At 63.3% G+C, this 12,430-nt stretch carries 10 protein-coding genes; 2 read left to right on the top strand and 8 right to left on the bottom strand.

Annotation, left to right across the window (positions count from 1 at the left end; genetic code table 11):
• Positions 1-6 precede the first annotated feature (6 nt).
• From V3C40_RS22115 to V3C40_RS22130, 4 genes are all read right to left on the bottom strand, one after another.
• On the bottom strand, positions 7-1,212 hold the full coding sequence (locus tag V3C40_RS22115) for an efflux RND transporter periplasmic adaptor subunit (RefSeq protein WP_331778532.1): 1,206 nt from the start codon (positions 1,210-1,212) through the stop codon (positions 7-9).
• 12 nt (positions 1,213-1,224) lie between these two features.
• Positions 1,225-2,457, bottom strand: coding sequence for a TolC family protein (locus tag V3C40_RS22120; protein WP_331778533.1), 1,233 nt, complete (start codon positions 2,455-2,457; stop codon positions 1,225-1,227).
• A 91-nt stretch (positions 2,458-2,548) separates the two neighbouring features.
• Entirely contained in the window at positions 2,549-2,917 is a 369-nt protein-coding gene (gene czcI, locus V3C40_RS22125) for a cation efflux protein, CzcI family (protein ID WP_319992239.1), read from the bottom strand.
• Positions 2,918-2,959: 42 nt separating this feature from the next.
• The gene (locus tag V3C40_RS22130) at positions 2,960-4,507 is read right to left on the bottom strand and encodes a C13 family peptidase (protein WP_331778534.1); all 1,548 of its coding nucleotides are present in this window, start codon (positions 4,505-4,507) and stop codon (positions 2,960-2,962) included.
• 185 nt (positions 4,508-4,692) lie between these two features.
• Here V3C40_RS22130 and V3C40_RS22135 point away from each other — a divergent pair, with 185 nt between their 5' ends.
• Positions 4,693-6,639 (top strand): GAF domain-containing sensor histidine kinase, encoded by a 1,947-nt coding sequence (locus V3C40_RS22135; RefSeq protein WP_034753475.1) that lies wholly within the window; start codon positions 4,693-4,695, stop codon positions 6,637-6,639.
• A gap of 237 nt (positions 6,640-6,876) precedes the next feature.
• Here V3C40_RS22135 and V3C40_RS22140 read toward each other — a convergent pair whose 3' ends face one another.
• Complete coding sequence (locus V3C40_RS22140) at positions 6,877-8,388, bottom strand: DUF3369 domain-containing protein (protein ID WP_034753476.1); 1,512 nt, start codon at positions 8,386-8,388, stop codon at positions 6,877-6,879.
• Between the two features lie 438 nt (positions 8,389-8,826).
• On the opposite strand from V3C40_RS22140, the gene V3C40_RS22145 reads away from it, so the two are divergent.
• Complete coding sequence (locus tag V3C40_RS22145; RefSeq protein ID WP_331778535.1) at positions 8,827-9,330, top strand: DUF3016 domain-containing protein; 504 nt, start codon at positions 8,827-8,829, stop codon at positions 9,328-9,330.
• A 15-nt stretch (positions 9,331-9,345) separates the two neighbouring features.
• On the opposite strand, the gene V3C40_RS22150 is transcribed toward V3C40_RS22145, so the two are convergent.
• The 3 genes from V3C40_RS22150 to V3C40_RS22160 all read right to left on the bottom strand — a co-directional run bounded on the left by V3C40_RS22150 (position 9,346) and on the right by V3C40_RS22160 (position 12,243).
• On the bottom strand, positions 9,346-10,131 hold the full coding sequence (locus V3C40_RS22150) for a substrate-binding periplasmic protein (RefSeq protein ID WP_331778536.1): 786 nt from the start codon (positions 10,129-10,131) through the stop codon (positions 9,346-9,348).
• Positions 10,132-10,191: 60 nt separating this feature from the next.
• The gene (locus V3C40_RS22155) at positions 10,192-10,635 is read right to left on the bottom strand and encodes a thioesterase family protein (protein ID WP_034753479.1); all 444 of its coding nucleotides are present in this window, start codon (positions 10,633-10,635) and stop codon (positions 10,192-10,194) included.
• 156 nt (positions 10,636-10,791) lie between these two features.
• The gene (locus V3C40_RS22160; RefSeq protein ID WP_331778537.1) at positions 10,792-12,243 is read right to left on the bottom strand and encodes a PQQ-dependent sugar dehydrogenase; all 1,452 of its coding nucleotides are present in this window, start codon (positions 12,241-12,243) and stop codon (positions 10,792-10,794) included.
• Between the last annotated feature and the right edge of the window lie 187 nt (positions 12,244-12,430).

A 12,430-nucleotide genomic window follows, 5' to 3' on the forward strand; every position in this document is an offset into this window, starting at 1 on the left:
ACGTGATCAGTGTTCGTGGCCGGCGGAGTCTTTGCCCAGCTCGGACTTCAGGACAAAACTGCCTTGCGCCGCGTACGGCGTGCCGGCTGCCAGGCCCTGCTTGATGTGCGTCAATGTGCCATCGCTGCGGCCCGGCACCACGGGCGTGGCCTGGTAGCCGTCTTTTACCTGCACGAAGACGACGGGCTTGTCTTCCACCGTCTGGATGGCCGTGCTGTGCACGGTGACGGGCGCGTCCGCTTCGCCGGACACCACTTCCACCGTGACGAACAGGCCCGGGCGCCAGGCCATGTCGGGGTTTTGCAAGCTGATGCGTGCCTTGGCCGTGCGCGTCTGCTCGCCCAGCAGCGCGCCCACGTAGGTGATCGTGCCTTGTGCGCTGGCGTCAAACGCGGACGCTTTCACCTCCGCCTTGCCTCCCATGCGCACGGTGGCCAGGTCTTTCGCCGGCACGGCGATTTCCGCCCACACGGTCGACAGGTCGGAAATGACGAAGATATTCGCGTCTTCCTTGACGGCCTCGCCCAGGGTGATGTGTTTTTCCAGCACCATGCCATCGAACGGCGCGCGGATGTCGTAGCGGTTCAGCGGACCTTTGCTGGTACTCGTGGCGCCCAGCGCGCTGAGCTTTTGCTGCGCGTTCTGCACGGCGATTTCCGCTTCGCGCCACGCCTGCTGCGCCTGCAGATAATCCTGTTCGGCCGAAATTTTCTCGAGCCACAGTTTTTCCTCGCGCTCATACGTGGAGCGGGCCAGCGACAAGCGCCGCTGCGCCGACAGCAGCGCGCTGCGCTGTTCCGACAATTCCGTGCTGGCGATGACGGCCAGCACTTGTCCCTTCTTGACCAGCTGGCCCAGGTCCGCTTGCACCGTTTCGACCACGCCGGCCAGGCGCGGCACGACGTGGGCCGTGCGGTCTTCATTAAAACGGATTTCACCGGGCAGGGCGACCGTCGTCTTGATGCGGCCGGGCGCGGCCATGGCGATGACGACGCCGGCTGCCTTGCTTTGCGCCGCCGTCAATTCCAGCTTGCCTTCCACTTCTTCGTGGCCGTGTTCGTCTTTCTTTTCCGCATGTGCTTCCGCCTTGACGGCAGGGACCGAAGGGGCGCTGGACTTGCCGGTGCCGAGGATCAGAAAGGCCAGCACGATGCCGGCGGCCGCGATGGAAGCGATGGCGACCGCCTGCTTTTTGTTGAGTGTGATGTGCATGGCTGGTGTTCCTTACAAAGGAGCTGGTGTACCCAGCAGGCGCTCGATGTCGGCGGCGGCGTGTTGCGCTTCCGTCAGCGCGCGCAGGTATTGGTTTTTGGCTTGCAGCAAGGTGCGCTGGGCATCGAGCACGTCGAGGAAGGCGAACTTGCCGAACTCGAAACCTTTGCTGGCCGCGTCATAGGCGCTTTGGGCACCAGGCAAGATGTCCTGGCGCAAGCTTTCCACGTCGAGCCGGGCCGTGGCCAGGCGTTCGGTGGCGGCGGCCACGTCCGCTTGCACGGCGATGCGGGCGGCGGCCAGCTCGTCGCTGGCCTTGTCGCTGCGGCGCAGGGCGTCGAGCTTGTTGCCCGCATTGCGGTCGAACAGGGGCAGCGGCAAGGCCAGGCCGATGATGGCCTGGCTGCGGCCCAGCTCTTCCGAGCGCTTCATGCCGATGCTCACCGTGACGTCGGGCGTGGCGCGCCGCTGTTCCACGTCGAGCATGGCTTGCCGCTGGGCCAGCGCACTTTGCGCCTGGCGCACGGCCGGGGCTTGCTCCAGGCGCGCCGCCAGTTCGCTGGCCGGTGGCAGCGCCGGCAAGGTTTCCAGCCGTCCTTCCGCGACGCTGAAGCGCGGCGTGGCGTTGCCCCACAGGGCGGCCAGGCGCTTGCGGGCGCTGGCCAAGGTGCTGCGAGCCAGGTTCAGTTCCAGCCGCACGCTCGCTTCGGCGACCCTGGCGCGCGTTTCCTCGACGGGCGAAGCCTTGCCGGCCGTTACCCTGCGCGCCGTGATGTCGCTGGCGCGCGCGGCCAGGGCTTGCGCGCTGTCGGCCAGGCGCAAGCCTTCCTGCGCGGCCAGCACGTCGACAAAGGCACTCGTGACGGCGGCGCGCGTGTCGGCTTGCTGCATTGACAGGCCCGCTTGCGCCAGGTCTGCGCCGCGCTGGGCAACGGCGGCGCGCGCCCCGCGTTTGCCGCCCAGTTCGATGAGCTGGTTCAGTTGCACCGTGGTGCTGCGCGTGGCGCGCCGCGTGTCTTCCAGCACGGTTTGCAGTTCCGGATTGGGCAGGGCGCGTGCCTGTTGCAGGGCGCCGCCCTGCGCCGCCAGTTCGTGGCGGGCGGCGGACAGGGTGGCGTTGCCGCCCTCGGCCAGCGCCAGCGCGGCGGGCAGGGTCAACGGTGCGGCGGGTTCCACGCCAGATTGCGCGTGGGCAAGGTTGCCGGCCAGCAGGCCAGCGGATAGCAAGAAAATGAATCGGTGCATCGAATTCTCCAAGGTACGGAAAAAGAATTCGACGGGACGCGCAGGCCTGCGCCTGACTTACTGCGATAAGTGATTGAAACGTCCCGTCGGCCTAGATGGCCGACGACCAGTCAGGGCGCTTGGGAGCGTCCGGGATGTGGGAAGCGTAAAAGAAGGGGGAGGTGTCCGCGTTGACGGAGGCCGTGTCGCCGATGGGCAGGCTGGAGCCGGCTGGCAGCCATGCATGGCCGATGCCGTGGCAGACGTTGCAGTCGCTGTGCGGCTGGCCTTTTTTCTGCTGGTCCGCCACTTTTTTGTCGCCGGCAGGCTGCTTGTCCGCATCTGCCTTGTGCTGATGGCTGTGGTGACCCAGGTGCTGCGCCGCCTTGCCTTCCTCGTGCAGGCAATACGCGCTCGCCGCGGCCCAGGACATCTGGAGCGGAAGCACGAACAGCAGAAAAATGAGGAAGAATCGGCGCATGGTGACGGCTATTGTACAGAAAGAAAGAAGGCCGTGCCCATGTCAGCGCGGCTGGGCGCGCCACGCCTTCAGCTGCGCGGCGATGGCCTTGCCCTGGAACAGTTGCGGCTCGGAATGCTCTTCCGCCTCCATGCCGCCTTCGTTAAAGTCGGCCGCTTCGCGCGCCTGCACCAGCACTTTGGCCTTGTCGAACGCTTCGGCAAAGCCAGCGCTCTTCGGCAAGGCTTCCTTGAAATACGCTTCGCTGAAATACGTAAAATCGTTCTGGTCGTCGCAGCCGAACGAGGTGCGGTCGCTGCGCGCGGCCGTGATGATGAGGGTATTGTCATCTTTTAAGGGCGCAATGAAGCCGCCCGCATAGCAGGCCGAGATCACGATGACTTTCCAGCGGATGCCGCTGTGCTTGAGCATGGAAGCCAGCTCCTGCGCGGGCAGGCTGTGCAAGTCCATGCCGTTTTGCGCCAGCGCCAGTTCGTGCTCGGGCGAGCCGTGGCTGGTGAGGAACAGGAACAGGATGTCGTTGGCCTTGTCCATCTTGGCGCCCAGCGCGTCGAGGCTGGCCGCGATGCTGGTGCGCGTGGCCATCGGCTGCTGGGCCACCGTGTTGCGGCTGTTGACCAGCATCAAGGAGCGGCCCACGGTACCGTAATCGCGGTCGAACTGGCGCTGCACGAAGGCCGTTTCGCGGTGGAACACTTCCTGCGCGCCATCGCCGGCCACGCCCAGCAAATACAGATTGATCTTTTTCGCCGCATCGCGCGGCGCGATGCGGGCCAGGGCGCCGTCGAGCAGGGTGCGCTGGTTGTACAGGGCCAGTTCGATATTGTCGCGCGTGAGCTTGTCCAGGGCCGGGTCGTCCAACTGGCCTTCCGTCCAGTTGCCGCTGTCTTCGCGCCGGCCGTCCGCTTGCGCCACGGCGTAGCGCAGCACGCCCTTGCCGTCGAACTGGCCATTCTTGAAGCCGCCCCGGTATTCGTCGCCGTCGGCCGTGCGCAGCACGCCTTCACCTTCGAATTTCCAGTCTTTCAGCTCGCCTTCGTAGTGGATGCCGTCGCTGGTGGTGACCTTGGCCTTGCCTTGCACCTGGCCCTGGACGAAGTCGCCTTCGAAGACGGTGCCGTCCGTGTCGGTCAGTTTGCCGGCGCCGTGCGGGCGCCAGTGCTTGAAGTGGCCTTCGAAGGTGGCGCCATCGGCGCCCTGGAAGCGGCCTTGTCCCTCGAAGCTGCCCTTGACGAAGTTGCCCGCATAAATCTCGCCCTTGGGCGAGGTGTAGCGGCCGATGCCATCGAAGGCGCCCTGGCGGAAGGCGCCCGTGTATTCGACGCCCGAAGCCTGGCGCAGCTTGCCCTGGCCGGAAAACACGCCGCGCGCGAAGCCCCCTTCGTAGAACGCGCCGCTCGCGTATTCGAGCCGGCCCTGGCCATGCATCTTGCCCGCGACGAGGGGACCGAAATAGCGTCCGCCATCGGCCGTTTCCGCCGCCGGCGCCTTGGCTGGCGCGGCGCACAGCGGCGGCATGCCCAGCGCGGCAAAGGCCAGCAGGCCGGCGAGGGTATAGGGACGAAGCGAGGCGCGTAGCGTGGCGGTCATGAGGACGGTCTGGTCTGTAGGAAGGGGCCTAGTCTGCCACTGTATTGCCAGCGTGGCAAATGTGCGCGTGGCGTGCGTTGCTCTGCCTCAAGGCAAGATTCTCCGTTTTATGCCGTGCCAAGGCCGGGCTGAACTGATAATATTGATTTTCAGAACATATACTTGCACAAGGTACATAGTCACCCATGGAAAGCCGTCTCAGCCGTCTGGAAGCCGTTCAAACCGTGTTGCTGGAAATCGGGCAGCGCTCGAGCACCTGCAGCGATATCAGCGAATTCCTGCAGGCGGTGCATGCGGCGCTGGGACGCATCATGTATGCGGCGAACTTTTACGTGGCGCTCAGCGACCATGACGACGGCCTCGTGCGCTTTCCGTATTTTGTCGATGAATTCGACGCCGCGCCCGACCCGGACGAGGGCGTGCGCCTGGCCAGCGCCGCGCAGTCGCCCACGGCGTGGGTCATCGTCAACCGCAAGCAGCTGGTGATGACGGCCGACGACGACGCCATGCGCGCCATCGGCGGCGGCGCCTGGGGCGGCGGCACGGCGGCCGAGCACTGGATCGGCTGTCCGCTGCTGGACCAGCAGCACCAGGTGCTGGGCGCCATCGTCATCCAAAGCTATGACGCGCAGCACCGCTTCAGCCTGGAAGACCAGGCCCTGTTCGCGCTGATCGCCACCCACGTGTCGAGCGCCCTGCAAGGCATGCAAAGCATGGACAGGCTGGAAAAGGCGGTGCAGGAGCGCACGGCCCTGCTGGCGCACGAGGTGGCCGAGCGGCGCCGCGCGGAAAACCTCCAGCATGCGCTGTATGAAATCGCCAACCTGTCGGCGCAGGCGGCCGACGCGACGACCCTGTATGCGCGCCTGCACGCCATCATCAGCGAACTGGTGACGGCCAAGAATTTCCTGATCGCCCTGTACCACCCGGACAACAAGGACATCACGATCCCGTATTTTGTCGACGAGAAGGATGCGCAGGCGCCCGTGAAACGCTTTCATTACGGCATCGGCATGAGTTCGTACGTGCTGGCGCGGCGCAAGGCTTGCCTGCTCGATGCCAGCAGCTATGCGGCGCTGGTGGCCAGCGGCGAGATGGACGAACCGCTGGGCAATGTCGGTATCGCCAGCTGGATGGGCGCGCCCATGCTGCTGGGCGAGCGCAAATATGGCGTGATCATCGTGCAAAGCTATGACGAATCCGTCGTGTATGGCCAGGCGGAACTGGACGTGCTGGCCTTCATGGCCAGCCACGTGGCCGTGGCGATGGCCCGCATCCAGGCCGACAGCGCCATGCGCCAGGCCAAGGAAGCGCTGGAAGAACAGAACGCGGCCCTGAACAGCGCCCTGAGCGCCTTGCAGGAAGCGCAGTCGGAACTGGTGCGCCAGGAAAAGCTGGCGTCCCTGGGGCGCCTGGTGGCGGGCGTGGCGCATGAAATCAATACGCCGTTGGGTATTTGCGTCACGGCCACCAGCCACCTGGTGCAGGAATTGAAACTCACGCGCGAAGACTTGGAAGGCGGCCAGCTCGACGAGGACGGCTTGCGGCAATTCTTCGACATCATCGACCAGACCCTGCGCATCATGACGACGAACACGCAGCGCGCCGCGGCGCTGGTGCGCAGCTTCAAGCAGGTGGCCGTGGACCAGTCGTCGGACGAATTGCGCAGCTTTAATTTGCGCAAATACCTTGATGAAGTCCTGCTGTCCCTGCAGCCCAAACTCAAGGGCAAGCCGGTCAAAGTGGAGATCGATTGCGCGCCCGAGGTGCAGCTGCGCAGCTATCCGGGCGCCGTCTCGCAGATCGTCACGAACATGGTGGTCAATTCACTGGTGCACGGCTTTGCCGAAGGCGAGCCGGGCAAGATCAAGCTGTCCGCCAGGACGGCGGGCGACATGCTGGAACTTGACTACAGCGACGATGGCATGGGCATGGACAGCGCCACCCTGGCACAGCTGTTCGACCCCTTTTTCACGACGAAGCGGGGCTCGGGCGGCAGCGGACTCGGCGCGCATATCCTGTACAACCTGGTGACGGGGCCGCTGGGAGGGACGGTGAAGGTGGTTAGTGCGCCAGGCATGGGATTGCATTACAAGATACGCTTCCCGCTGGAGCCACGTAGGTCGGATTAGGCCGCAGGCCGTAATCCGACGCCGGCGGCCAAAAACGGCGGGCCGGAGACGCGGGCCTGAGAAAATGCCGATGGCGGCGTTGCAGCTCCTTGCCGTACATGCGTACTGTCTGCGTCGCTGCGCCTTGCCCTCGACATTTTTCAGGCCCGCTTGGCCCGGAGTGCCCGTGTTGGGGGCTTGGGCCGAAGCGTATTTTGCTGGCGTGCGTATCGCTCGGAGGCACTTGGCTCTGATCTGCTAATCCGGGAAGCGCTGATTCAACGCCAGCGCCTCATCCAGATTCGCAATCAGCAACTCCACATACTGCGGATCGAGGTGGCTGCCGCTCACTTCGCGCAGGTAGCTGACCACGCGCTCGAGTGGCCAGGCGTCCTTGTAGCAGCGCTTGTGCATGAGGGCGTCGAAGACGTCGGCGACGGCGGCGATGCGTGCGTATTTGTGGATGTTTTCGCCGACCAGGCCTTGCGGGTAGCCGCTGCCGTCGAATTTTTCATGGTGCTGGTGGGCGATCACGGCCGCTGCCTTCAGGAGCGGGCGCTGCGAGCCGTCGAGGATGGACATGCCCACCGTCGGATGCTGCTTCATGATTTCCCATTCGGCCGCATCGAGCTTGCCCGGTTTGAGCAGCACGGCGTCGGGCGTGGAAATCTTGCCGATGTCGTGCATGGGCGCCGCGTGGCGCAGCACCATGGTTTCTTCTTCCGACATGCCGGACGCCTGCGCCAGCAGCTGGCACACTTCGGCCATGCGGCGCACGTGGTTGCCGCCTTCGTGCGAGCGCGATTCGACCACGTCGCCCAGGCGCAGGATCAGCTCGGCCTGGGTATCGGTGATTTCCTGCGTCAGCAGGATGTTGTCGAAGGCGATGGCCACGCCCGAGCAGAATACTTCCAGCAATTGTGCGTCGAGGTCGGAGATTTCTTCCACGCCTTTGAGTACCAGCAAGGACGCCTTGCCGCTGCTGTTCGGGAAATAGCCGACATAGGTGTCGCCATGCAGGCGCGAAATCTTGTTGCTCTTGGCATCGTCCAGTTGCGACAGCAGGGACGGGCTGAGGATGCCGCCATCGGCTTCATGGTCGCCGATCTGCGCGAGGATTTCATAGTCTTGCTCGCCCGTGATGGCGCTGGCGCCGCGCAGGCGCAGCAGCATGCTCGTTTCCAGGCGCAGCAGGGCGACGACTTGCTGCAGCAGGCCGCTGGCGAAGTCGCGCAGGTTGCGCTGCTTGAAGATGTGCGCCGAGGCGGCGATGACGCGCTCGAGTCCTTCTCGGTAATGGAGCTGGGCCTGGCGCGCTTCTTCCACCTTCATGATGTCGCGGTAGGCGCGCAGGGCGGCAAAGGTGGTGGTGAACAGCTTGGTGCGGTCCAGTTCCGTCTTTTCCTTGTAGTCATTGATGTCGTAGTTGACGATCACCCGTTCTTCCGGCGCCTGTCCCGGCTGTCCCGTGCGCAGCACGATGCGCGTAAACTGGTTGCCCAGGTCTTCGCGCATCCAGCGCGCCACTTCCAGGCCGCTGTCTTCGCGTTCCATCACCACGTCGAGGAAGACGAGCGCGATGCCTTCTTCGCGCGCCAGCACCTGCTTGGCTTCGGCGCCGCTGTACGCGTGCACGAAGCTCAGCGCGCGGCCTTCGAGGCGGAAACGGCTCAGCGTCAGTTTGGTGATGTCGTGGATGTCGGGTTCATCATCGACGAGCAGGACTTTCCAGGGAGGTAACTTGGGCGATGCTGAAGACAAAAATGACATAAGGGCGAGTTCCGCTAAAAGGCATAACTGACGCAATGCTGAGACGCCCGCGCCAGGAATTCCTGTGCGCCATGACCGGCGTTGCGCGTTTTTCGGGCGCATTTTGTCGATTGTAGACTGACAGCTAAGTATTAACAATAAGCAAGAACAATTGACTAAAATCATGCAACACACGTGCTAAAAAAGCACTTTAAATCCGTGCTGCCGACACTATCTATACTTTATCGCTTAGGCAACTATATTTTCAAGACAATACTTTGTTTTAATTAATATTGCCAATGAATCTGCAAAAAAGTCGGCGGCCGGTCTTGTCAGAGTTGCCGTAGGAAAAGGTAACAAGGTATGAATTTCGCTTTGAACGGCGGCGCATGGGGGTATAGTGAATCGGATAAAAAGTGGCTCATGCGCCACCCATATTTTTCCTGAAAGGATTACATCATGAAAAAGAAGACAACGCGCGTCCTGATCGCCGGCCTGGCCTTGCTGGCCAGCAGCGCGGCCTGGGCAGGAACCGAAGTGCATTTCAGCAAACCGGATCAATTCACGGATGTGCCGTTCGATCCGAACGAACGGGAAGACGTACTGAAGGAGCTGACCCGGCATTTCGAGAAGCTGGGTACGGCGCTGCCGCCCGGGCGGACCTTGAAAATCGACGTCACGGATGTGGACCTGGCGGGACGTGAAAATCCTTCACTGCGTGCCGGCCATGATATCCGTGTCATGAATGGCCGGGTCGACTGGCCGCGCATGCGCTTGCAGTATGTGCTGGAACAGGATGGCAAGGTCATCAGCAGCGGCAATGCGGCCCTGTCCGATATGTCATACCTGAGCCGCATCAATCCTTACTTCAGCAATGAAAAGTTGCGCTATGAAAAGCTGATGATCGATGACTGGTTTTCCGATACCTTTGGCGTCAAGGTGAAACGCCACGCGCGCAAGTAGTGAGCAAGTAGTAAATCAGCGCAGGTAAGCGCCTTCGATGCGCGCCAGCTCGCCGTTCTGCCGCATGGCGAGCAGGGCGGCATTCATCTTCTCGATGAAATCGGCCTTGTAGGCGGGCGTGTTGCGCGCGCTGTAGGCGATGTAGGTGGCTTCGGACGACAATTCCAGCACTTCGCGCAATTGAAAACCGTAGCCGGCCAGTTCCTCTTGAAGCTGGCGTGCCGTGTGGCGTGCCGCGCCGCGGTCGCTGGCGTAGCAATCGATGCGCCGCAGGGCCAGTTTCTTCAGGTTCGCTTCATTCCCCTTGGCCGCTTCCAGGCGCAGCAGCCCCTGGCGGGCTGGCGCCATCAACTTTTCCGACAGCAAAAAACCCGTGTTGACGCCAATGGTCAGACCCGCAAAGTCGGTCGGGAAGTGCGTGCGCGGCGTGCGCATGACGGCGTCATGGCAAAACAGCACCACCGATTCGCGGTGCAGCACGGCCGAATATGGTTGCACGTACGAGCGTTCCGTCTTGCGTCCGGGCGGAAACAGGCCGAAAACCTGGCCTTTTTCCAGCGCGTCGAGCCCCCGTTTCCAGGGGCGCGGCTGCAATTCCAGCCGGTAGCCGGGCATCGTGCCCGCCGCCTGGCGCAGGATGTCGATATACATGCCCTTGAAGACACCATTTTCCACATAGCTGTACGGCGCGTAGTCATCATCGCCGTACAGCGTGACGGTTTGCGGCGCGGCCAGGGCGCATGGCAAGACGCCCAGCAACGCCAGGGCCAGGCACAGTCTTGCCGTTATTGCTGATTGCATGCCGCTCCAGAATTAATTATCTTCCTGGCAAGGATACAGCATGGCGGCATCGAGCTGCTGTCAATCGATCCAGTTCACCTGCGGGAACTTGCTGCCGAACTCTTCCGGCATGGGCACGACCTGGCTGCGCTTGTAGTTGAAGAAGACAAAGCCGGACTTGGCCATCGCGATCAGGGTGTTGTCGCGCGGGCGCGTGATGCGGAAGGTGATGTCGCCGCCATACTTGTTGAAATCCATGACGCCCACTTCGAACAGCAACTGGTCGCGCGCATGGGCTTCGGCGCGGTAGGTGGTGGCCAGGTCGGTGACGATGATACCGGTGCCGTCCGCTTCGATGTCGCGCACGCCATATTCGAACAGGAAGCGGGCGCGCGCCTCGGAAATCATGGAAATCATGGAATCGTTGCCGAGATGGTTGCCGGCATTGATGTCCGTCGTGCGTACCGTCAGTTGCGAGGAATAGCAGTACTGGTCTTCGGGAAATTCAAGTTTCAAACGGGCCATGGTGTTCTCTTGGGCTGGTGCGCAGGGCGCGGCGGAAAAACCAATTCTAGCCGGTTCCCCGCGCCCCGTCGAAAAACGCGGCCTCAGGCGTGCGTCGCCATGACTGCTTGCACATGCTCATTGGCCCACCTCATTGGCCCACCTTTTTGCGTACGCTTATTTGCGTACAATCTTGTACACCTTGCCCGTGCCGCTCAGCATGTACAGCTCGTTTTGCGCATCCTGGCCGAACGACAGGATGTTGCCCACGTTCGTGATGCCCCAGTCTTTCACGGCCGATGCCGTGCCATTGCTGTAGCTGAAACTCTTCAGCCAGGCGCTGCAGTAATCCGAATACAGGTATTGCCCCGCCAGTTCCGGCAAGGCCGCTCCCCGGTACACATAGCCGCCCGTGATTGAGCAGCCGTTGGCCGTATCGTTGTTGTACGTGATGGCGGGCAAGACCAGCCCCGCCTGGTTGCAACTGGTGCTGTTGTAGCACTGCGTGCCCTCCATGATGTTCCAGCCATAGTTGTTGCCCGCCTGGCCCACGGGACGCACGTCGACTTCTTCCAGATTGGCCTGGCCCACATCGGCGATGTACAGCAGTTGGGCTGGCACGTCGAAGGCATAGCGCCACGGGTTGCGCAAGCCGTAGGCCCAGATTTCAGGACGCCCGCCTGCCGTGGCAAACGGGTTGCCGGGCGGAATGGCGTACGGCTGGGCGGCGCTGCTGGCGTTGACGTCCAGGCGCAGCAGCTTGCCCAGCAGGACATTCGTGTTTTGCGCGTTGCGTGGCGGGTCGCCCGCGCCGCCGCCATCGCCCGTGCCCGCATACAGATAGCCGTCCGGCCCAAAGCTGAGCAGGCCGCCATAATGGTTGCTGAACGTGGGGTGGGGGATCGTCAGGATGGTCAGCGCTGACAGGGGATCGGCCATGTTGGCGTTGCCGGCCGACACCTGCCGGCGCTCGATGACGATATCGCCAGCCAGGTTGGTGTAATACAGGAAGAAATAGCCATTGCTGGCGTATTGCGGATGGAAGGCCATCGACAGCAAACCCCGTTCGCCGCTGGTGGTGGTGAGCGTACTGATGTCGAGGAAGGGCGTGGCCAGCAGAGTGCCGTTCTGCACTACGCGGATGCGGCCGGCCCGTTCGAGGATGAACAAACGGCTGTCGCCGGGCGGCGCCGTAAGGAAGATGGGCACGCTCAAGCCGCTGGCCACCTCCTGCAGGCCCAGGGTCAGCGGCGTGGCCGCCGCATACAGGACGCTGGCGCTGGCCGTCGCCCCCGCATTGACTTGCACCTGCTGCGTGACGGGCGTGGGCGCCAGCGGTCCCGTGCCTTGTGTCACGCTGGCGGCGTTGAGCGTATAGGCGCCGGGCGCCAGATCCGTGAGCGTGGCGCTCGCCGTCAATGTCTTGCTGTAGGACGCAGGTCCCGTCACCGTGACGGCGCCCGCCACGCCGGCCGGCAAGCCGCCGATGCTGACCGTCAGGCTGCCGGTGGTGGGGCCAGGCGCGGGATCGTCGTCGCCACCGCCGCCACAGCCGGCCAGCAGGGCCAAACAGCATGCCAGCAGCAGGGCCAGCCAGGGCCGGGGAAAGCGGGAAAGGATATGGCGCATGTCGGTCTCCTGCGGGAACGGCGCAACGGCGGCTCAATCGGGGAGCCTGTGCCAAGAATGCGCGTCTTTGTGCCTGTAGGTTTGCGTTGGCGCAAACGTGCGGCGCCATCGGACAAATGCGCCGCGTTTTCAGACAAGCGCGTGGCCAGCCGCGCCATCGCGCCCGCCAGCGCCCGATAATGGCGCA

It is taken from the genome of Janthinobacterium sp. LS2A, from assembly GCF_036543145.1.
Classification (GTDB): domain Bacteria; phylum Pseudomonadota; class Gammaproteobacteria; order Burkholderiales; family Burkholderiaceae_D; genus Janthinobacterium; species Janthinobacterium aestuarii.